Source organism: Yoonia sp. SWMV100 (assembly GCF_056108365.1).
Map to the genome: position 1 here is coordinate 181611 of NZ_JBWBAQ010000003.1, position 21237 is coordinate 202847.

Here is a 21237-nt window from a genome sequence, read left to right on the forward strand (position 1 = left end):
AACCCAGAGCGACTCATCGCGCTCTACATTTGCCGTCCGGCCCGCTATGCTGGGCGAAAGAGACAAAAAACAAGTCGAGCAGAGCATGACTGATAACGGAAAAAAGCGCACACCTTTGGTGGCTGAAAAACGCTATAATGCAAGCGCAGCGCCCAAAAAGCCAGCGCCGAAGAAGAAACCTGTCGCCCGCCGAAAGGCCGCGCCAAAGGCGCGTCAGCCGCGTGGACTGATCGGGTGGATCTTGTTCCCATTTATCTGGGCCATCCGGATTGTCTGGGCGTTTAGCTGGCGTATCGGTGCGGTCGCTGCGCTGGTTGTTGCCGGTTTCGCGTTCTACTTTGCCTCGCAACTGCCGCCAGCGTCAGAACTGATTGACGGCAGGACGCGTGGATCGGTCACTATGACCGATTTCCATGGCGACGTGTTTGCATGGCGTGGGGACCAATTTGGCGGTGCAGTCACCGTTGCCAATGCATCTCCGTATATCGTGCATGCGGTCGTCGCCACCGAAGACAAACGGTTTTACCGTCACTTTGGTATATCCCCACGCGGTATCGCATCGGCGATCAGAATTAACATGAACGAAGGCCGCGGGCCTTTGTCAGGTCATGGCGGATCAACGATTACCCAGCAGACAGCCAAATTGTTATGTCTGGGCGTCCCGTTCAACCCGGAAAAATGGGCATCCGAATCCGAATACGAGAACGACTGCCGCCAAGGTTCGCTTGTGCGCAAGGCGCGTGAAGCGCTGTTCGCGATGGGCATGGAAATCGCCTATACCAAGGATGAGATCCTTACCATCTATTTGAACCGCGCGTATATGGGTGCAGGCGCCCGCGGGGTCGAAGCTGCGGCGCAACGCTATTTTGGTGTTCACGCCTCAGAATTAAACCCGGCCCAATCTGCCATGCTGGCCGGGCTGTTGACCGCACCGTCAACGCTCGCCCCGACAAGCAACCTCGCGCGGTCGCAAAACCGGGCCGCGGTCGTTGTCGGGCTGATGGAAGATCAGGGATACCTGACCGCCGCACAAGCCGCTGATGCCCGCGCCCAACCTGCGACTCTATCGGCCACGGCCCGTGCCAATGCGGCAACATTCTTTGCCGACTGGATCATGCGCAGCGGACCGGAATCTTTTACCCGCAATACAACCGAGGACGTCATCATCCAGACCACGCTGGACCAAAGCATCCAGCAAGCTGCCGAAGAGGCGATGATTTCCGTATTCCAAAATGAAGTCCGCGAAGGGTCCGAAGCGCAAGCAGCCATCGTGGTGATGTCTGCTGACGGCGCCGTGCGCGCGATGGTCGGCGGCCGCAATATCGGCGATACTGGCGCATTTAACCGCGCTACCCAAGCCAACCGGCAAACCGGATCGTCGTTCAAGCCGTTTATTTATGCGGCAGCACTTGATCTGGGCATCTCGCCCTACACGATGATCAACGATGCGCGCACCTGCTGGAAACGCCGTGGCGCAGATGATTGGTGTCCCGACAACTATGACCATGAATTCAAAGGCCCCATCCCCCTCACACAGGCCTTGGCAGAAAGCCGCAATATTCCGGCGATTTTGCTGTCCGAAGACGTCGGCCGCGAACTGGTACGCAATGTCGCCAACGGTTTCGGGCTGAACGGCGATCTGGCCGAAGGTCCGGCGCTGGCGTTAGGTGTATCGGAAAGCAACCTGTTGGACATGACAGGGGCCTATGCGGGCATTCTGAACGGCGGGTCACAAGTGACCCCTTACGGTCTGGTTGATTTGCGTATTCGCGGCGACAATGAATCGCTGATGGATTCCCATGGCGCCGGTATCGGCGAACGCATCATTCGTGAAGATGCCGCACGCCAACTCACATGGATGATGACCAAGGTGATCGAAGAAGGCACCGGGCAGCGCGCCAGAATCGACGGCTGGCAGATCGCGGGCAAGTCGGGGACGACCCAAGGTGCGCGCGACGCGTGGTTCATCGCCTTTACCGGGGATTACGTGACAGGCGTTTGGATGGGTTACGACGACAACCGCCCCCTAAGCGGCGTGACCGGCGGTGGTTTACCTGCCACAATCTGGCGCGAAACCATGACCCGTGTTTTGGCGGGGAAAACGCCAACGCCGCTGCCTATGCTGATCCCACAACAGGCCGCACCAACGGGCGTCCTGGAAAGCCAAGGCGGCGAAGTGCTTGATCAGGACATTCTGAACCTTCTGGAGTTGATCATCGACAGCGCCGGAAACTGACAGCGGCCTTACGACCGACGTTTCAAAGAGAGCGGCTGATGTGTCAGTCGCTCTCGACGTCGCAGCGTTGATAGCGGAAGGCGTAGCCGTTCCAGATCATATAAACGCCCGGCGTTTCGGCGTCGGCCATCATGATTGCGCGCTCTGACCAGGTCTGTCCCGACCCAGAGCATTCCATATTAAAAATGGTCGCGTTCATATCCCTGATGTCAATGGGATTGATCATCCGGCATTGCATCTCGACACCATAAAAAATGCTGTCCTCGACCTTTACTGATCCGCCGTCGATGCCCACGAGTGAACATTCGGCATTTGCGGTTTGTTTATAAACGCCATCGAAGGGGCCCGCGCTGACAAGGGTAGGAACCAGCGCGCATGTCACGCTGAGGTGTCGCAATATGTGTTTCATGCCCGCCATTCCCGCAGTAAAGACTGAATTCGATCAACTATTTATGATCTTTTCCGCTCATTTTTCATATGCCGCAGATAGACCATTAACTTTATTCTGGTTTTCTATAGTTTCGCGGCAACACTATGACGCAAGGATAATTTACCCCCCATGCCGACAAACTCGACTGGTCGATCCCAGCTGCGCAAGGCCCGCATCGAAAGCCGTGGCTTATATTGGACTGTGGCCATTTTCAGCTTTTTTGTGAACATGCTGATGCTGACCGGGTCGATATACATGCTCAATGTTTATGACCGGGTGTTAGGGTCGCGATCTTACGAGACATTGGTCGCCTTGTCAGTTTTGGTCGCGTTTTTGTACGGGATGATGGGCATTTTAGATTTCGTGCGTGGCAGGATCATGGGACGGATTGGTGCACGTTTTCAATCTCGGCTTGATCGCCCTGTGTTTTCCGCCGTGATGCAGGCCACCACATTGTCGCGCGCACCGCGCGAGGCCGCGACCGGGCTTCAGGACCTTGAAGCTATACAAAGACTAATCACGTCACCGGCATTGATGGCCCTGTTTGACCTACCTTTTGCACCGATTTTCTTTCTTGGTATCTTCATTTTTCATCCCATGATGGGGCTTTTGGCGGTTGTTGGTGCTGCGATTCTAATCGGGGTGGCCGTTGCGAACCAGATGATCAGCCGCAAACCCCTGCAATCCGCCACAGCAAGCAAATTCGCGGCAGATCAGCTAGGCGCGCAAATTCGCAGCGAAAGCGAGATGGTGCAGTCGTTGGGCATGCGCGGCGCCACCTTTGATCGCTGGCAAATGGCACGCGGACAATCGCTTGATGCGGCGATTTCTGCGTCGGACGCATCGGGGACTTTTACGGCGATCACCAAGACATTTCGGCTTTTCTTGCAGTCGGCGATGCTGGGCCTCGGGGCTTATCTGACGCTGCAAAACGAACTGTCGCCGGGCGCGATGATTGCAGGGTCCATACTGCTGGGTCGCGGTCTGGCGCCGATTGAAATGATCGTCGGCCAATGGGCGCTGTTTCAGCGCGGGCGCGAGGGCTGGCACAAGCTGGGCGTCCTGCTGGATGCAATCCCCCCACAGGCAAACCGCACGCGATTGCCAAAGCCACGCGCATACCTAAGGGTAGAACAAGTGACAGTCGCGCCCCCTGGCGAAAACCTGCCTGCCCTGCGCGGCATCAGTTTCGAAGTGTCGCCCGGTCAGGCGGTAGGCGTCATTGGTACATCGGGCGCCGGCAAATCGACACTTGCCCGCGTGCTTACCGGTGTCTGGCAACCCGTGGCTGGCAAGGTCAGGCTGGATGGCGCCGCGCTTGATCAATATGACCCCGATACTTTGGGAACATATATCGGCTATTTGCCACAGCGTGTGCAATTGTTTGACGGTACCATCACTGACAACATTGCCCGTATGATCATGCAACCGGACGCGGCAGAGGTGGTCGCCGCCGCCAAGAAAGCCGCCGCGCATGACATGATCCTGCGACTGCCTGACGGATACGATACCCGCGTTTCAGCAACCGAGGGGCGGCTGTCGGGTGGACAAATTCAGCGCATTGGGCTCGCGCGCGCACTGTATGGTGATCCGGTCGTGCTGGTGTTGGACGAACCCAATTCGAACCTTGATAACGATGGATCTGTTGCGCTGAACCAAGCCATCAAAGCCTTGAAAGCGGAAGGTAAGGTGGTGTTCATCATGGCCCATCGCCCGGCCGCCATTCAAGAATGCGACCTGTTACTGGTGATCGACAATGGTGCACGCCGTGCCTTTGGTCCAAAGGATGCGGTAATGGCCGATTTGGTGAAAAATCACGCGGATATCCAGCGTGGCCAAGGAACCGGGGGTGGCGTCGCATGAGCAAGCAAAGCAAGGCGATTTGGCAGCGGCTAACAGTTTTCGCCAAAAGCATTCTATCATCACCGCCCGATGACCGATGGTCGGCGTCGCGCCACGTTTGGGTTGGCATGGTCGGGCTGGTTATTCTGGTCGGCGGATTTGGCACGTGGGCCGTGATGGCGCAGATTACAGGCGCCATCATCACGACAGGCCAGATCGAAGTCGACCGCAACCGGCAGATTGTCCAACATCCGGACGGCGGCGTTGTCGCTGAGATTTTGGTAGACGAAGGTGACACAGTTGCCGCGGGCGATTTGTTGATCCGGCTCGATGCAACAGTGCTGCAGTCAGAATTGGCAGTTGTCGAAGGCCAGCTGTTCGAAATTCTGGCCCGCCGCGCCCGGCTTGAAGCAGAGCGTGACGATCTGACCGTCCTGCCCTACGATCCATTGATTGCCACGGCCAATAATCCCGAAGTCGCGGAATTGATTGCAGGTCAAAACCGGTTATTCGAAGCCCGGCTGACATCGAACAAAAGCGCGGTAGAGCAGTTGACCCAACAACGCGCCCAGATCGCAAGCCAGATCGACGGGATCACCGCGCAACAAACGGCACTGACAACCCAAAGCGAATTGATCGGCCGCGAATTAGCCGACCAGCAAACGTTGCTGGACCGTGGCCTTGCGCAAGCCAGCCGTGTGCTGGCGTTACAGCGCGAACAGGCAAGCCTGCTGGGCACAATGGGCGACCTGACCGCAAAGGCCGCCCAAGCCGCCGAACGCATGACAGAAATCGAAATTCAGGTGCTCGGGCTTGCATCTACCCGCCGCGAAGACGCGATTTCACAGCTGCGCGACTTGCAGTTCAATCAGCTTGAACTGGCCGAAAGGCGTCGCACGCTCACCCGTCAGTTGGACCGTCTTGATATTCGCGCGCCCGTGTCAGGCGTGATCTACGGCATGCAGGTGTTTGCACCCCAATCGGTGATCCGCGCAGCTGATCCGGTTCTTTATCTGGTCCCGCAGGATCGCCCGCTTGTCATCGCCACGAAGGTCAACGTGCAAGATGTCGATCAGATTAACGTGGGCCAAGAGGTTACGCTGCGGTTCTCCGCCTTTGACCGCCGGCGCACGCCAGAACTGTTTGGGAAGGTGACGCTGATTTCTGCGGATGCGTTTCAAAACGAAAACTCGGGGCAATCTTTTTATCGGGCCGAGGTGCAGTTGAACCCCGGCGAAATTGACCGCCTGCCCGCAGGCATGATCCTGATCCCCGGTATGCCCGTCGAAGCGCTTGCGCGCACGGCGGACCGCAGCCCGATGGATTACCTGCTCAAACCGCTGGCTGACTATTTTGCAAAGGCGTTCCGCGAGTCGTGATTGCACGCCGTGCATTTGGCCGCTAGCGTCCGGGCAAATACACGAGGAGAAACCAATGAGCGCGATTGAAACCAAACTGGCCGAATTGGGCGTGACCCTGCCCGACGTCGGTGCTGCACCGAAGGCGGCGGGCAATTACCTGCCATTTGTGACAGTGGGTGACATGGTCTATGTGTCGGGGCAGATTTCCCAAGATGCAAATGGTCCGGTCAAAGGCATTGTCGGGCGTGACTTTACACTGGAACAAGGCGCCGAAGCCGCGAAGCTTTGTGCGATTTCTTTGTTGACGCAAGTGAAGGTCGCCTGCGACGGCGATATGGATCGCCTCGTCCGGGTGGTTAAATTGACGGGCTTTGTGAATTCGACCCCTGACTTTACCGACCAGCCAAAGGTGATCAACGGCGCCTCTGATTTCTTTGTCGCCGCACTGGGTGACAAAGGGCGCCACGCCCGCGCCGCCGTCAGCGCCGCGAGCCTGCCCTTGGGTGTTGCTGTCGAAATTGAAGCAATCTTTCAAATCAAATGACCCTGCCCGCCGCTTTTTTGACAATCCCGCTTGCGCACCGCGCGTTCCATGATCGCAAAGCGGGGCGCGTGGAAAACAGCCTTGCGTCAATCCAAGCTGCGATTGACGCGGGCTATGGCATCGAGGTCGATGTGCAGCTGACCAGTGATGGCCATGCCGTGGTTTTTCATGACGACATACTGGACCGCTTGACCACAAAAACAGGCCCGGTCCGCGCGCGCAACCGCGCCGAACTTGCGGCGACGCCATTAAACGACGATCCCGGTATGATCCCGTCGCTTGAGGCGGTATTGGATCTGGTCGCAGGCCAAGTCCCCCTGCTGATCGAGATCAAGGATCAAGATGGCCAAATGGGCCCCAACATCGGCCAGCTGGAAACTGCGACAGCCAAGGCGCTGACAGGGTATGCGGGCGACGTGGCCGTCATGTCGTTCAACCCGCACAGCGTACTGCGGATGTCAGAACTTGCGCCCGGCATCCCACGCGGGATCACGACATCCCGCTATGAGCCCGTGCATTGGCCAGAGCTCCCCCCTGCCACGCGCGATCTGCTGCGTTTGATCCCTGATTACGACCGCACCGGCGCCTGTTTCATCAGCCACGAAGCAAGTGATCTGAACAGCCCACGGATCGCCGAATTAAAGGCACAGGGCGCGCAAATTCTATGTTGGACGATTCGTTCGCCCGAAGCAGAGGCGGCGGCGCGCAAAGTCGCACAGAATGTGACTTTTGAAGGTTACCGCGCTTGACGAAACCGGTCAGCCGCCCAAGTCTGATGGTATGACAGACAGCCCCATAGAAATTGCAGCGCACCGCAACCTGTCCGATATTTCGGAATCGGACTGGGATGCCTGCGCCTGCCCCGAAGCCAGCGCAGGTCGCCCGCACGATCCGTTCACCACCTACCGGTTTTTGCGCGCGCTGGAAGATAGCAAATCGGTGGGGGACGGTACCGGATGGCAGCCCCGGTATTTGACGGCGCAACAGGACGGGCAGATCATTGCGGTCGCACCACTTTATGCAAAGGGGCACAGTCAGGGTGAATACATCTTTGATCACAATTGGGCGCAAGCCTATGAAAATGCAGGGGGTCGTTATTACCCCAAATTGCAAATTGCGGTGCCTTTTACCCCGGCCACTGGACGCAGGTTTCTGACCCGCCCAGGATTTGAGGCACTGGGCATGTCCGCGCTGATCCAAGGGGCGGTGCAAATTGCCGCCGACAATGACCTGTCATCAATCCACGCGACATTTTGCACCGAAGCAGAGGCAATTGCAGGTGCCGAAATGGGCCTGCTGCCCCGCATCGGGCAACAGTTCCACTGGATGAACGACGGGTATGCCGACTTCGGCGCATTTCTTGCGACGTTGTCCAGCCGCAAGCGCAAGAATATCCGCAGGGAACGCGCGACCGCGCAGGCGTTCGGCGGCGAGATTATCCAATTGACGGGCGATCAGATCCAACCTGCCCATTGGGATGCATTTTGGCAATTCTATCAGGATACCGGAAACCGGAAATGGGGCACGCCCTATCTTACCCGGCAATTTTTCGACTGTGCGCAGGACAGCCTGCGTGATGATATGCTGCTTGTATTGGCCATGCGCGACGGGCGCGCGGTCGCCGGTGCGCTGAACTTCATCGGGCGCAATTCACTATATGGGCGGTATTGGGGCTGCACAGAACACCACGCCTGCCTGCACTTTGAACTGTGTTACTATCAGGCGATTGATTTTGCGATTGCGCGCGGTCTGACCCGCGTCGAAGCTGGGGCACAGGGTGAACACAAGCTTGCGCGCGGATACCTGCCCGTCGCCACCCATTCCCTGCATTGGATTGGTGACCCCGGTTTCCGCGAGGCCGTTGCGCGCTATCTTGATGCAGAACGGGACGCAGTTGATCATGAAATCGAGGTGTTGACCAGTTACGGTCCTTTCCGCAAATCCGACCTCGAGGAACAGCAATGACAGAAAAATTAACGCAAGACGAACGTGCGGCCCAGATCGCCCCATTGCTTGCAAATGGGTGGTCTATCGTTGATGGACGGGACGCAATTAAGAAAACTTTTGTTTTTGGGAACTTTATTGATGCTTTCGGGTTTATGACGCGGGTGGCCCTTTGGGCTGAAAAGTGGAACCACCACCCCGAATGGTCAAATGTCTACAAAACAGTGGATATCACATTGACCACACATGACGCGGGCGGCCTTTCGGCCCTGGACGCAAAACTAGGCGCGAAAATGGACGCGCTGGCAGGAGCTTAACCATTGAATGACTTTTTAACCACACCCATTTGGGACGGCAAAACGCTGGCCGATCTTTTAACACTCGAATTTATTGCGTCGATCTTTGGCAGTGTCGTTGCGGCCCTGCTGATTATTGTCGTCGGTTTTATCATCGCAGGTTGGGCGCGTGCACGTCTGATCCATCTGGGTGAAAAACACAAACATCTGGACGTTACCCTGTTCAACTTTTTGGGCAATGTCGCTCGCTACGTGATCATCGGCTTTGCCGTTTTGTTTGTGCTGAATACCTTTGGTGTGCAGACGACGTCGGTCATTGCCGTCATCGGTGCGGCGGGTCTGGCGATTGGTCTGGCCTTGCAGGGGACGTTGTCCAACGTGGCGGCAGGTGTGATGATTGTTTTCTTCCGGCCCATCAAAATCACTGATTTTGTCGAGGTAAATGGCCAGATGGGCACCGTCAAAGACATTACACTGAACTACACAGAGCTTGCGTCGACAGGCAACCTGCAGATCATCATTCCCAATTCAGAGGTCTGGGGAAACACGATTATCAACTATTCCACCTATCCAACACGGCGCGCCGAGTGGGAGTTTGGCGTGGGATACGGCGCGAATTTGAAAGACGCCGAAACCATCATCCGCGACACAATCGCAGCCGACCCACGGTCCAAAACCGAGCCAGAGCCATTCATTCAGGTCAACAACCTTAACAGCAGTTCGGTCGATTTTCTGGTGCGGTTCTGGTGCGATAGCGGCGACTATTTCCAGTATCAGGCCGATATGAAACGCAAAGTCAAAGAGGCGCTGGATAATGGTGGCATCGACATCCCGTTCCCGACGCGCACGATCGTGCAAGCACAAGAGTAAACTGGAAAGGGCGGTCGTTTGATCGCCCTTTTTGCATCCCACCACAGCTGCGGCGCGGATCATGCGCTAACCGCTTAATTTAATAAAACATATCCGGTCTGCGATGCGGCGGCATTGTGGCGCTTGACGGCGCGCAGGCTATATCAGACATCAAGAATCCACCGTAAGTCGGCGGATATTAAACTGCGAAATCCGATTGGACCAATCTCTGCTTCGCGCCCGAGATCACTGATGAAGCCGTCAACAGAATAGGTTGTTGCGGTTGATAGGGGGTTGCCACGTGCGCCCGGTTCGTGCCGTCAGTCTGCCGCGTTTTGGTTTCTTTTCCACCAATCGCGCATTGCGAAAAAGACGTCCTCCATGTCTTTTGCAAGCGGTGTGGCGCTGTATTCAACACGCGGCGGGACCTCGGCATAGATCTTGCGAAACACCAATTGGTCTTGCTCAAGCGCTCTGAGTTGGCTGGTCAACATGGTTTGGCTCACACCATCCAAACGTCTTTTCAGTTCACCAAATCGCTGGGTGCCATCAAAGACCAGTATCTGCAGGATGATAAGCTTCCATTTTCCACCGATGAGCGAGACGACATCGGGCATCGGGCACGGCAGCTGGCACAGCCCCGCAGGCGTGGCGGGAATGGGTTGCGCAATGTCAGTCATTATGTGCCAAAACTCCATTAGTACAGAAATGCATACTATATCAGAAAACTATGCCTACTTGTGAAAATGTACTTTTCTATTAGCTACCGTGCAACCGGCAATATCGGCGGGGCAACACATGGAAAATACACATATGACGACGACACAAACGAACCTGACCGATCGCATAGAGACCATTCTTGCGCAGTGGGGTCACCACGCGCACGGACTGCCAAGTGAAACCACATGGACAGCGCTCGCGCAAATCCCCGCGGATCAGCCCGTCACTTTGGTTAACTTTTTCAAGATGCGAGACACAGCCGTTTATCCCACGGACTTTGCGGACGGTGCGGATGACATATCTGGCAACGAAGCCTTTCAACGATATGCGGCAATCAGCATGCCAAGCCTTTCTGACGTCGGCGGAAAATTCCTGATGGTCGCGCCGTTCGGCAATTCATTCATTGGCCCCGCAGAGGACTGGGATTTGGTGGCGATCGGGTCATATCCAAATGTGAATGCGCTGGTTTCACTTTTTGAATCCGAAACCTACCGTCACGCTTATGCACACCGGATTGCAGCCTGTGCCGATCAAAAGGTATCGCTTTGCCTTGGCTAAAGCACAATTGCGCAGGCGGGTAACACGCGTAGAAAAAGGGCGACCCGTTGGCCGCCCTTCTTCGATTTTATGCCATTGCTTCCAGCAATGTTTCACCAGCGGAGATTTCGCAGGTGCCGGGGTTTTCTTCGGCGTTCAGGATCGTCACGACCCCGTTTTCAACCAGCATCGAATACCGCTTGGACCGGTTCACGAAACCCACGGGCGGTGCGCTAAAGTTCATACCGATCGCGGTGGTAAACGTGCTTTCGGCGTCGGCCAGCATGGTGATGCCAACGTCTGTGGCTTTGGTGGCTTCGCCCCATGCCTTCATCACAAACGGATCGTTGACCGAAATGCAGATGATTTCGTCCACACCTTTGGCAATGAAATCATCGTAAGTGATCATAAAGCTGGGCACGTGCGCAGTAGAGCATGTGCCGGTATATGCACCCGGCAACCCAAAGATCACCACTTTGCGGTTCGCAAGCTTTTCCGCGATCGCCACCGGCTGCGGCCCATCATCGCCCATCTGCAAAAGTGTCGCGTCCGGAAGTTTATCACCTGTCTTGATTGTCATTTTTATAGCCCCTCTTCATGTTGGTAATATCTCTGAAATCACATATAGAGTTCTTTGTAACAAGAGCCAGTCACAGGAACCCCCGCATATGTCACATGTCGTTGTTGTTGGCGCAGGTCAGGCCGGTGCCGCGCTGGTCGCGAAACTGCGCACCGAAGGCTTTGCCGGTAAAATTACTCTGATTGGCGCGGAAAAGGTGCCGCCCTATCAGCGCCCGCCCTTGTCAAAGGCTTATTTGCTTGGGGAAATGGCCGAAGAGCGTCTGTATTTGCGCCCTGCGGCCTTCTATGTGGATCAGGCGATTGATCTGCGGTTGGGCACCCGTGTGGTTGCCATCAATCCCGCGGATAAAACCATAACTTTAGCCGGAGACGGGGTCGTTTCTTACGACGATCTTGCCCTGACGGTCGGCGCACATCCGCGCACGCTGCCCGCAAAAGTCGGCGGTATGCTGGATGGCGTTTATGGGATGCGCGATTTGTCGGATGCTGATGCGATGTCGCCTGCTCTTGTGGCGGGCAAGCATGTGTTGATCATTGGCGGCGGGTATATCGGTCTTGAGGCGGCGGCTGTTGCGGCCAAACGTGGGCTGAAGGTGACGTTGGTCGAAATGGCCGACCGCATTTTGCAACGTGTGGCGGCCCCGCAGACATCCGACTATTTCCGCGCCCTGCACCGCAGCCATGGCGTGGATATCCGCGAAGGTGTGGGGTTGGATTGCCTGTTGGGTGACGATCATGTCACCGGCGCGCTCCTGACAGATGGCACCACTTTAAACATTGATTTTGCTGTGGTCGGTGTCGGGATTACCCCCGCAACCATTTTGGCCGATAGCGCCGGCTTGACCGTGGACAACGGGATTGTCACCGACAGCCATGGCCGCACATCGGACCCGCACATCTGGGCAGCGGGCGATTGTGCCACCTGTTTGTTTGGCGGGCGACAAATCCGGCTGGAAAGCGTTGGCAACGCCATTGACCAAGCCGAAGCAGTCGCGCTGAACATCATGGGGCGCGATCAGGCCTATCTGCCAAAGCCGTGGTTTTGGTCGGATCAATATGATTGCAAGTTACAGATCGCGGGGCTGAATGCCGGTTACACGGATGTGTATGTCCGCATGGGCGATGCCCCCGGTGTGCAGTCGCATTGGTATTACAACGGTGATCAGTTGCTGGCGGTGGATGCGATGAACGACCCGCGCAATTATATGATCGGCAAACGCCTGATCGAAGCAGGGCGCAGCCCCGATCCGGCCCTGATTACCGACCCCGCGACCGATATGAAGGCGCTACTGAAAGCGTGAGGATTATCGGCGGCACACATCGTGGGACCGTCTTGGCGGACGTGGGCGCAGGCGATGCGAACGCACATTTGCGGCCGACCAGCGACCGGGTGCGCGAAAGCCTGTTCAACGTGTTGCAAGGTGGCCGGTTTGGCGACCCGATCACTGGCGTTGCGGTGCTGGACCTGTTTGCTGGGACCGGCGCGCTGGGGCTTGAGGCGCTTTCGCGCGGCGCGGCCCATGTGACCTTTGTTGATAATGGACGCGTGGCGCAAAAGCTGATCCGCGCAAATATTGCCAAATTACGCCGACTGGCCGACACCACTGTGATCAGTAGCGACGCAAGTCTGCTTTCCGGTGGCACCCCTTGCGGGCTGGTGTTTCTTGACCCGCCCTATGGCATGGGGCTGGGCGCTAAGGCGATTGCGGCCGCGAAAAAAGCGGGATGGATCGCACCGGGCGCATTGATCGTCTGGGAGGAAAACAGCGCACAAATTGCGCCGCCCGGCTTTGCCACCCTTGACCAACGCCGTTATGGCGACACGTGGATTACGCTTATAAAGGCCAATGTATGACCCCGAAACTTGTGATTTTTGACTGCGATGGCGTGCTTGTGGACACAGAGCCGATGACCGACGCGATCCTATCCGCCAACCTGACCCAGCATGGGTTGCCGATCAGCGCGCATGACATTCATGTGCTATTTGCGGGTGGCACAATCGAAGGTGTCGGCATCGAAGCGACCCGTCGCGGCGCGACACTGCAAGAGAGCTGGGTGGACGATATTTATGCCGAAATCTTTGCGGGACTGCGCAAAGGTGTGCCTGTGATTGACGGCGTGTTGGATTTAATCAAAGCGATCGACGCTGCGGGCATCCCACGCGCGATTGCGTCCAACGGCCCGCTACCGAAGATGGACATCAGCCTTGCGCCAAGCGGATTGCTTGATCTGTTTGCGGGACGCATTTATTCCGGGCACGACCATGGCCCAAAACCAAAACCCGATATGCTGCAAAAGATCATGGCGGATGCGGGTGTTTCCCCCGCAGACACGATCATGATCGACGATATGCCCGCTGGATTTTTGGCAGCGAAAGCCGCGGGTGTACGGTGTTTTGGGTATGTCGCAGATGGTGACCCGGCGCGCATTGGCGATACCGGGGCAGAACCAGTCACATCAATGGCGCAAATCGCCAAAGCCATCGGGCTTTAGTAATGCTGCCCCGTGCCGAGGACTTCGGCGGGGGTGACCCACCAATCCATATTTGACACCTGAACGATCCGGGCCACATGGCGCGCTGTCGCCATATCTTTGACAAGGCCGAAACAGGTGGCGCCCGACCCCGACATGCCGGCGACACGAACCCCCGGCAATGACCGGAGTTTCGCAATGACTTGGCTGATCACGGGGGCAATTTTTTCGGCGGGCGCTTGCAGATCATTGCGTTGCGCCGACAGCCACTGCGCAAATCCATCAAAGTCGCTGCCGATTGGCAGCGGTGTCATGGCCGCCCCGTTTTTATCGGCTAACCCCTGGAAAACCGCGCCAGTGGGCACGTCAACGGGTGGCCGGACCAGCACAATACCGCACGACGGCAGGATCGGCAGGGCAGACAGTGTTTCGCCGATACCCGACATGCGTGTTGGCGTGGGCGCGCGCAAACACACCGGCACATCCGCGCCCAGCGCCAAAACGGCAGGATGGCTGGCATCCAACGGCGCAACCTTCCACAGCTCTGCCAGCATTGCCAATGTGGCGGCGGCGTCGGATGATCCGCTACCGATGCCCGCCGCATGGGGCAGTTGTTTTTCCAGCGTCAGCGCCGCGCCCACGGTTACGCCGCGGGCACTTCGCAAAGCTTCGGCCGCGCGCATCATCAGGTTGCGGCCATCAGTTGGCACGCCAAATGCAAACGGACCGGTGACCGTCATCCGCATTTCAGGTGCGATGCTTGCCGAAATGTGGTCCGCGACCCCCGCAAACACGACCAGACTGTCCAGCAGATGATACCCATCTGCGGTCTGTCCGGTTACATGCAAGGTCAGGTTTACCTTGGCCGGCGCAATCGCCTTAATTGTCGCCACGGGCGATCCTGACGGGTGCCAAGCCTTCGTCGAGCAAAACAAGGTCTAGACCGCGGTCCATCTTGTCGCGGATGCGGGCGGCCTCTGTTTCGGTTGGATCAAATGACAGCGCGCGTTGCCACTGAAACCGGGCTTCGATTTCGCGGCCAACGGCCCAGTACACATCCCCCAAGTGGTCATTGACGACAGAATCAACGGGTTCAAGTGAAGCCGCTGTTTCAAGGAGGCCGACCGCCTCATCATAGCGCGCCATGCGGAACAAAACCCAGCCAAGACTGTCGATGATCGCCCCGTTTTCCGGCTGCGCCGACGCAGCGGTTTCAAGCATGGCCAATGCCTCGTCCAGCTTTTCGCCGCGTTCGACCAGCGAATATCCAAGGTAGTTCAAGACCTGCGGATGATTTGGACGCAGCGCGAGGGCCATGCGAAAATCGGACTCTGCGGCGGTCCAGTCACCCGTACGATCCAGACAAATCCCGCGCGTGTAATAGATGAACCACTTTGTCGGGTTGTCGTCTGGATACAGCTCTAAGGCACGCGAATAGGACGCAACCGCGTCGGCGTATCTGGTCGCCTGTCGCAAGGTATCACCTTGGTTTGCGAAAACTTGGGGAAGGTTCGGGAATCCGCGCGCCAGCGCATCAAGAACTTCAATCGCCGCATCAACGCGACCACCAGCACGTAGCACATCTGCACGGCCCAGTTCTGCAGCATGATAGGCTGGATCCTCGCGTGGGACGCTGCTGTAGACGGTGTTGGCCAAGTCATATTGATGCAGATTCTCAAGCAAAGCTGCGTTCATGATCGCGATCGTCGTATTCGCTGGCCAAAGCGCATTTGCGGCGCGGGCAAACATTAACGTATAGGCGTCCGGGGCCTCGGATTGTACAGCGCTGGCGGTGGTGAAATAGATTTCCGCAAGACCCTGTGCGGGCGTTGTCACCGCATTATACGCGACAGCGTCGCCCGCGACCAATTGATCCCGCAGCGCCGCGACGCGGGGATCCATCTGTTGACCAAACACGCCATCAAGAATTGCAATCGCATCTGGGTTACGGCCCAGCTGGCTCAGGACTTGGGCGTGTGCAATTGCGCTTTGCCAGTTATACCGCATCCCACCGGGCATTGGGCGTGCAAACAATGCGTCGGCCCCTTCGAAATCACCGACCGAAGCCAATGCATAGGCTTTGTGCGTTGCGCCGTAGATTTCCATGCCTTCGGCCTCGATGACGTGGTCAAAGCTGTCGCCGGCTTTGCCCATGTCGCCTTGACCCAAATGCGCCCACCCTTGGGCGATCCCGTCGATGACCGGACTGATACCATGCCCCTGTTCGAGGGCATAAAAAACGGCGTCCCAGTCAGCGCGACGTGCGGCGTCCATTTGCAGGACGAGGTTGGCCACCTGACTGTTGTTGCCCTGATCAACGATGCCCTGTGCAATGACGATTGCCTGATCGTTTTGTCCCAGCGCCAAATATGCCGTCATCGCACGATCAAGAAGATAACCGTTGCTGGGGTCTTCCATGAGGGCGCTGGTGACATAGCGCGACGCCTGCGCGAAGTCGTTGTCGCGCATTGCTTGACGTCCGGCCAGATATGCACCGGCGTTCGGATCTGCGACGACGGCAGTCCCGAAAGACACCACAACCGAAAGCGCGAAGGCGGATAAGGAGAATTTCATCAAGAACATCAGACCCTTTAATCTATTCCGCTTTAGCCTAATGACACAGATCAAATCATGCAAACACGTCCTCGTGATGTGGCGGAACGCTGCATATTCGGGGCTGTTTCGCAGGTCACACCCCGAAAACAAGAAGACAGGCCCGAAAGCCCGTCTTCTCGCCCTGCCAAGGCTGCTCTGTCGCGCCTGTTCAGGCCGGCGCGTTGCGTTGGGACAGACACTAAGCGACGAAGTGATTCGCCGTCAAGTGTGTGATTCGCGGATCGGCGTTAACTGACCGGAGCATAAACGCGGCAATAGGGGTCAACGGGAACAGGGCTGACCAAAAAGGGTGTATCGGGTGGCATCCCGCTTTCTTCGACCCAGACCCCGTTCAGGCAAAAGTCTTGGGCAAAATTTCCCAAGTTGAACCCAAAGCCGGGGTTACCGCAGTCATCGGCGTCGCCGCCTGCGTTCCATGCCTGCGTCACACCAAGACCCAATTCGCCGGGCGTCAGAAAGACACGACGCTGCGGATCGTAAGAGAGCATCCAACTGGTGTTCGCTGTCCGGCTTGCCATGTCCCATTTGCCTAAAAGCTGTCCGTCGCGATAGCCCGCTATTTTGAAACCTGTCACGGCTTCTTGGGTGACAATCGACTGCCCCAAGACGTCATCTGGCAGCACCATTTGCCCGGTCATCGTATAGCCGTTCGCGCCCGCCCAGCAGAAATAGAAATCCGCCGCCTGCGCCTGTGTCGCGACCAGTGACAGGCTGATGGCGACCGCGCGTATCATGCGCCATTCTCGCGCAGAACATGCCCCGCTAAATACAGCGAACCACAGATTAATATTCGCGCGTTTGGTGATTTTTCTTTGATCGCCGCAATCGCGTCTTGGATGCTGTCGCCTGTTGATGCGGTCAACCCGACGTCGGCCGCAACTTGCGCGGTTTGTGCGGCAGGGATCGTGTTCATCTCTCCGGGGATCGAAACGGCGGTCAGGCTTTGGGCAATCGCGGCCAAGGGCGCCAAATATCCGGCGATATCTTTGGTGTTCAGCATCCCACAGATCAAATGCGTCGGACGTGGTGATTGCGCAACCAAAGTCGCGGCAAGCGCACGCCCCGCGGCAGGGTTATGCCCGCCATCAAGCCAAAGCTCTGCCGGGTACGCCAGATCGACCAACGCGCCCTTGGTCAGATGTTCCATCCGCGCGGGCCAATAGGCGCGGGTCACGGCCGCCTCGCAGGCGGTTTCATCCTTGCCCAGCAGGCGCAGTGTCGCAATCGCGGCCCCGGCATTCATGATCTGATGCGGACCGGGCAGCACGGGCAAAGGCAGATCCAGCAATCCGTGGTCGTCCTGAAAAACCAGCCGATCGCGTTCGCGGCTAACATGCCAGTGTTGTCCGTATGCGTGCAGCGGCGCGCCAAGGCGTGCGGCGATTGCTTCGATCACGTCCATGCTGTCGTCATGTTGCGGCCCCACCACACAAGGCACCCCGCGTTTGATGATCCCGGCCTTTTCAGCCGCAATCAACGCCAACGTATCGCCCAGATATTGTTGGTGGTCCAAATCGACCGGCGTGATGACCGTAACCGCAGGTTTATGGACCACATTGGTCGCGTCCAGCCGTCCCCCCAGCCCCACCTCAAGCAAGGCGTAGTCGGCATGTGTTTCAGCAAAAGCCAGCAAACCCGCCGCCGTGGTAATTTCGAAATAGGTCATCGGGTCGCTGCCATTGGCGGCGGCGCACCGATCAAGCGCATCTGTCAGCGCGTCTTCGGTGATCAGATCACCCGCGACCCTGATCCGTTCATGAAAACGCGCCAGATGTGGCGAGGTATAAGCGTGCACCAGTGATCCGCCCGCCTCTAGGCCGGCGCGGATCATGGCTTGGGTTGACCCTTTGCCATTGGTTCCGGCGACATGGATTACGGGGGGCAGTTTGTCTTGGGGGTTACCAAGTTTGTCGAGCAGGCCCCACATGCGGTCTAGCGTCAGGTCAATGACCTTGGGGTGCAAGGTCATCATCCGTTCAAGGATCACATCAGAGCGGGTCGTCACTTTTTCGCGTCCGCCAATGCGATTTCTGATGTCGCTTCGGATTTGATTTCGGGCGCGGGCAAGTCGCCCATCACAGGTGGGTCAAGCCGCATCAGCATCCGAATGATCGTCACCAATTCATCCTTCAGATGCGTACGCTTGGTCACGCGGTCAAGCATCCCGTGGTCCAACAGATATTCTGCGCGCTGGAACCCTTCGGGCAGCTTTTCACCGATGGTCTGTTCAATCACGCGCGCACCGGCAAAGCCGATCAAGGCGTTCGGTTCCGCAATCTGCACATCGCCCAGCATGGCGTAGGACGCAGTGACGCCCCCAGTGGTGGGATGGGTCAGGACGACGATGTAAGGCAACCCTGCCTCTTTCAGCATCTGTACCGCAATGGTGGTGCGCGGCATTTGCATCAGGCCTAGAATACCCTCTTGCATGCGCGCGCCGCCAGCGGCCGAGAACAAGATCAACGGACGGCCCAGCGCGATGGCACGTTCAGCCGCCGCAACAATGGCGTTGCCGACATACATCGACATTGATCCACCCATAAAAGAGAAATCTTGCACAGCGACGACAACGGGCGTGCGACCCATATCACCCTCGGCGACAAGCATCGCGTCTTTTTCGCCAGTCTTCTTACGGGCCTCTTTGATGCGGTCGGTATATTTCTTTTGATCGCGGAAATGCAGCGGGTCAGTGACCGGTTCTGGTACCGCCACCTCGATAAACACACCGCCGTCGAACAGCGACGCCAACCGTTCGCGGGCGCTGATCGCCATGTGGTGGTCGCAGTTGGTGCAGACGTTCAGATTATCCGCAAGTTCGCGGTGAAACAGCATGGTTCCGCACTCTGGACATTTGGTCCACAGGTTTTCTGGCACCTCACGGCGGGAAAACAGCGAGTTGATCGTTGGGCGGACGTAGTTGGTGATCCAGTTCATAAGCGGGCCTTCTGCGTTGTTCCCCCTGAGATATGACGCGGCGTGACGAAATGCAATCAGCGGTGTTCACCTGCACGACGGCAGGCTGGTGCGTTCGGCACCGTCCATCAAGTGAATGCAATGAATAATTGCATTATTATACCGCTTGTCTACCATCGGAATAGAATTTTACGGTGACCTATTGGGATTTTGAACGCATATGAAAGCGCAAGCAAACGTGACACATCAGGCTTTGCCTGTCTCTGCGCCGCGACCAAAGGCGATAGCCACATCAAGACAACATGCCCCTGACCTGATGCAAATGCGCGAAGCGGCCGCGCAAAGCCCCGGCGTTCTTGGCCTTCATCAATTACAGCTTGATGCAGCCGCTTATTCCGGGGCGCCAATCCAGCGCGTTGTCACGCCTAACCTTGTTCCGTGGGGACCCAACAAGGGAAAGTGGAAATCATCAGAGACCGGCCGAGAAGATTATGACACCCAACAAGACGCGCAGGCTGCAGATGATCTTGCAAGGGAAGCAAGACTGGCAGCAGAAGAGGACGCTTGGGAGCAAGAAGCTGACCGGGTGAGTTGGGAATTCCGGGATTTAAATGGCCGCCTCACCGCGCATTATAGGGACGGGTGGGGTGCGAAATATGGGATCCAATCGCACGCACAACTTCAAGCCTATATCGAACAGTATAACGCAGATGGAGATAGCCCAGGGCAATATACAATCGACATAGGGTCTTACGGTAACGTAAAGGATCACCACATGATGCGCCCTTGTACGATTGTGTACAACGTATGGATAGAGCAACTTACCGTTGGGCCAATTACAGGGGATATCACGGTGCGCGAAGTGTTCCACTGCGGGCCGTCAGATCAATAAAACCGCTATCGCCTGATCGCGATTCTTGCTGCGAGCCACATCACAAGGACCGACAGGAAATGCGCGCAAGCATAGACCATTGTTTCGGGTGCGAGCAGGGTATGCAGCCCGTAGTCCTGGCTTGCGGGGTCGACATAGGGGAATAAAAACAGCGCTACGCCGCTTCCCGGCCAATCGGTCATGCCGTACAGAAGCAAAGCGAACGCATTGCTGGCCAAATGCAGCCCGATGGCCGCACCCAAATTACCGCTGCGCGCTGTCAGATCGGCACAAGCCAAGCCCAAAAGCGTGGCCCACACCGCCCAAAGCAGCCCTTCGGCGGGGCCGTTTCCATTCCAATAATGCAGCACACCAAACATGACGGACGGCACACCCATCCAGATCCAGCGTTTGTCCGAAACCCATGCCAACTGCTGCTGCAGGTATCCTCGGAACAACATTTCTTCGGTCCCGACCTGAACGAACAGCGCAAGCAAGGTCACGGGAATCAGCAAGAGCCAGCGGGATAGCGCGCGTACCTCTTGGACTTCGCCAAGGTTGTACCAAGGTGGCAACAGTTCTTGTACGAGCAGCACCAACGCAACGATGCTCGCAACGCGCCTTAAATTATCCCACGCAGGCACCGCCGGACCGATCAGCGACCAAAATCCCCGACCGTGCAGCAGCCTCAGCAGTACGACCAAGCCAAATGCGCTGATCCCAAACGTAAAGAACTGCGCAAGTGTGCCAAATGCCGAAACCCCTGAAAAATAGGCGTCCACTGTGTCTTGGCTGATCAGAAAAGACGTGAAAATATCGGGCGACAGCGCAAAGATCAGCTCGAATCCGGCGACGAGCACGATGACCCGCCATAGCGCGGGTGCGCGGCCTGCAGGACGGATATATTTGGAGTGCGCGGCATAGGGATCAGACATAGCGGACATTAGGCCGCGCATTGCCGCGCCTGCAAGCGCAGTTCTATCTTGCGTCACCCCCGCCCAACTTTTAGACCTGCCCCAACAGT

The 21237-nt window shown here is 57.2% G+C and carries 22 protein-coding genes; 13 read left to right on the forward strand and 9 right to left on the reverse strand.

Features of this window, described 5'->3' with window-relative positions:
• The first annotated feature begins 85 nt into the window (after window positions 1-85).
• The gene (locus tag ACXJGX_RS05725; protein WP_474779547.1) at window positions 86-2236 is read left to right on the forward strand and encodes a transglycosylase domain-containing protein; all 2151 of its coding nucleotides are present in this window, start codon (window positions 86-88) and stop codon (window positions 2234-2236) included.
• Window positions 2237-2279: 43 nt separating this feature from the next.
• On the opposite strand, the gene ACXJGX_RS05730 is transcribed toward ACXJGX_RS05725, so the two are convergent.
• Window positions 2280-2645: a hypothetical protein gene (locus ACXJGX_RS05730; protein ID WP_474779549.1), complete on the reverse strand. Its 366-nt coding sequence runs from the start codon at window positions 2643-2645 to the stop codon at window positions 2280-2282.
• A gap of 150 nt (window positions 2646-2795) precedes the next feature.
• On the opposite strand from ACXJGX_RS05730, the gene ACXJGX_RS05735 reads away from it, so the two are divergent.
• Genes ACXJGX_RS05735 through ACXJGX_RS05765 form a run of 7 tightly spaced genes read left to right on the forward strand, consistent with a single transcriptional unit; the run spans window position 2796 to window position 9523 of the window.
• Window positions 2796-4529, forward strand: coding sequence for a type I secretion system permease/ATPase (locus ACXJGX_RS05735; protein WP_474779551.1), 1734 nt, complete (start codon window positions 2796-2798; stop codon window positions 4527-4529).
• On the forward strand, window positions 4526-5887 hold the full coding sequence (locus ACXJGX_RS05740; RefSeq protein WP_474779553.1) for an HlyD family type I secretion periplasmic adaptor subunit: 1362 nt from the start codon (window positions 4526-4528) through the stop codon (window positions 5885-5887). The genes ACXJGX_RS05735 and ACXJGX_RS05740 overlap by 4 nt, the downstream gene beginning before the upstream one ends.
• 55 nt (window positions 5888-5942) lie before the next feature.
• Window positions 5943-6413, forward strand: coding sequence for a RidA family protein (locus ACXJGX_RS05745; RefSeq protein ID WP_474779555.1), 471 nt, complete (start codon window positions 5943-5945; stop codon window positions 6411-6413).
• Window positions 6410-7162 (forward strand): glycerophosphodiester phosphodiesterase family protein, encoded by a 753-nt coding sequence (locus ACXJGX_RS05750; RefSeq protein WP_474779557.1) that lies wholly within the window; start codon window positions 6410-6412, stop codon window positions 7160-7162. The genes ACXJGX_RS05745 and ACXJGX_RS05750 overlap by 4 nt, the downstream gene beginning before the upstream one ends.
• 31 nt (window positions 7163-7193) lie before the next feature.
• Window positions 7194-8378 (forward strand): GNAT family N-acetyltransferase, encoded by a 1185-nt coding sequence (locus ACXJGX_RS05755; RefSeq protein WP_474779559.1) that lies wholly within the window; start codon window positions 7194-7196, stop codon window positions 8376-8378.
• Complete coding sequence (locus ACXJGX_RS05760; protein WP_474779561.1) at window positions 8375-8674, forward strand: 4a-hydroxytetrahydrobiopterin dehydratase; 300 nt, start codon at window positions 8375-8377, stop codon at window positions 8672-8674. The genes ACXJGX_RS05755 and ACXJGX_RS05760 overlap by 4 nt, the downstream gene beginning before the upstream one ends.
• A gap of 3 nt (window positions 8675-8677) precedes the next feature.
• Complete coding sequence (locus ACXJGX_RS05765; protein ID WP_474779563.1) at window positions 8678-9523, forward strand: mechanosensitive ion channel family protein; 846 nt, start codon at window positions 8678-8680, stop codon at window positions 9521-9523.
• A gap of 299 nt (window positions 9524-9822) precedes the next feature.
• Here ACXJGX_RS05765 and ACXJGX_RS05770 read toward each other — a convergent pair whose 3' ends face one another.
• Complete coding sequence (locus ACXJGX_RS05770) at window positions 9823-10182, reverse strand: winged helix-turn-helix transcriptional regulator (RefSeq protein WP_474779565.1); 360 nt, start codon at window positions 10180-10182, stop codon at window positions 9823-9825.
• Between the two features lie 133 nt (window positions 10183-10315).
• Between ACXJGX_RS05770 and ACXJGX_RS05775 the strand changes: the two genes are divergently transcribed.
• Window positions 10316-10780 carry a DUF1330 domain-containing protein gene (locus ACXJGX_RS05775; protein ID WP_474779567.1) on the forward strand — a complete coding sequence of 155 codons (465 nt, stop codon included), beginning with the start codon at window positions 10316-10318 and terminating at the stop codon, window positions 10778-10780.
• A 67-nt stretch (window positions 10781-10847) separates the two neighbouring features.
• Here ACXJGX_RS05775 and ACXJGX_RS05780 read toward each other — a convergent pair whose 3' ends face one another.
• The gene (locus ACXJGX_RS05780; protein ID WP_474779569.1) at window positions 10848-11339 is read right to left on the reverse strand and encodes a redoxin family protein; all 492 of its coding nucleotides are present in this window, start codon (window positions 11337-11339) and stop codon (window positions 10848-10850) included.
• An 88-nt stretch (window positions 11340-11427) separates the two neighbouring features.
• On the opposite strand from ACXJGX_RS05780, the gene ACXJGX_RS05785 reads away from it, so the two are divergent.
• From ACXJGX_RS05785 to ACXJGX_RS05795, 3 genes are read left to right on the forward strand one after another with little or no spacing between them, the layout of a single operon-like run.
• Window positions 11428-12642 (forward strand): NAD(P)/FAD-dependent oxidoreductase, encoded by a 1215-nt coding sequence (locus ACXJGX_RS05785; protein ID WP_474779570.1) that lies wholly within the window; start codon window positions 11428-11430, stop codon window positions 12640-12642.
• Complete coding sequence (gene rsmD, locus ACXJGX_RS05790; protein WP_474779572.1) at window positions 12639-13196, forward strand: 16S rRNA (guanine(966)-N(2))-methyltransferase RsmD; 558 nt, start codon at window positions 12639-12641, stop codon at window positions 13194-13196. The genes ACXJGX_RS05785 and rsmD overlap by 4 nt, the downstream gene beginning before the upstream one ends.
• Window positions 13193-13834, forward strand: a complete 642-nt coding sequence (locus tag ACXJGX_RS05795) for an HAD family hydrolase (protein ID WP_474779574.1) — start codon at window positions 13193-13195, stop codon at window positions 13832-13834. The genes rsmD and ACXJGX_RS05795 overlap by 4 nt, the downstream gene beginning before the upstream one ends.
• On the opposite strand, the gene ACXJGX_RS05800 is transcribed toward ACXJGX_RS05795, so the two are convergent.
• The 5 genes from ACXJGX_RS05800 to accD form a co-directional block, all read right to left on the reverse strand.
• On the reverse strand, window positions 13831-14706 hold the full coding sequence (locus tag ACXJGX_RS05800) for a 4-(cytidine 5'-diphospho)-2-C-methyl-D-erythritol kinase (RefSeq protein WP_474779576.1): 876 nt from the start codon (window positions 14704-14706) through the stop codon (window positions 13831-13833). The two genes, ACXJGX_RS05795 and ACXJGX_RS05800, sit on opposite strands and share 4 nt — an antisense overlap.
• Complete coding sequence (locus tag ACXJGX_RS05805) at window positions 14693-16387, reverse strand: tetratricopeptide repeat protein (RefSeq protein WP_474779578.1); 1695 nt, start codon at window positions 16385-16387, stop codon at window positions 14693-14695. The genes ACXJGX_RS05800 and ACXJGX_RS05805 overlap by 14 nt, the downstream gene beginning before the upstream one ends.
• Window positions 16388-16656: 269 nt before the next feature.
• On the reverse strand, window positions 16657-17163 hold the full coding sequence (locus ACXJGX_RS05810; RefSeq protein ID WP_474779580.1) for a hypothetical protein: 507 nt from the start codon (window positions 17161-17163) through the stop codon (window positions 16657-16659).
• Window positions 17160-18401, reverse strand: a complete 1242-nt coding sequence (locus ACXJGX_RS05815; protein ID WP_474780749.1) for a bifunctional folylpolyglutamate synthase/dihydrofolate synthase — start codon at window positions 18399-18401, stop codon at window positions 17160-17162. Before ACXJGX_RS05815 ends, ACXJGX_RS05810 begins: the two co-directional genes overlap by 4 nt.
• Window positions 18402-18430: 29 nt before the next feature.
• Window positions 18431-19363, reverse strand: a complete 933-nt coding sequence (accD, locus tag ACXJGX_RS05820) for an acetyl-CoA carboxylase, carboxyltransferase subunit beta (RefSeq protein ID WP_474779582.1) — start codon at window positions 19361-19363, stop codon at window positions 18431-18433.
• 295 nt (window positions 19364-19658) lie between these two features.
• On the opposite strand from accD, the gene ACXJGX_RS05825 reads away from it, so the two are divergent.
• Window positions 19659-20234 (forward strand): hypothetical protein, encoded by a 576-nt coding sequence (locus ACXJGX_RS05825; RefSeq protein WP_474779584.1) that lies wholly within the window; start codon window positions 19659-19661, stop codon window positions 20232-20234.
• Window positions 20235-20239: 5 nt separating this feature from the next.
• On the opposite strand, the gene ACXJGX_RS05830 is transcribed toward ACXJGX_RS05825, so the two are convergent.
• Window positions 20240-21148: a lysostaphin resistance A-like protein gene (locus tag ACXJGX_RS05830; RefSeq protein WP_474779586.1), complete on the reverse strand. Its 909-nt coding sequence runs from the start codon at window positions 21146-21148 to the stop codon at window positions 20240-20242.
• Between the last annotated feature and the right edge of the window lie 89 nt (window positions 21149-21237).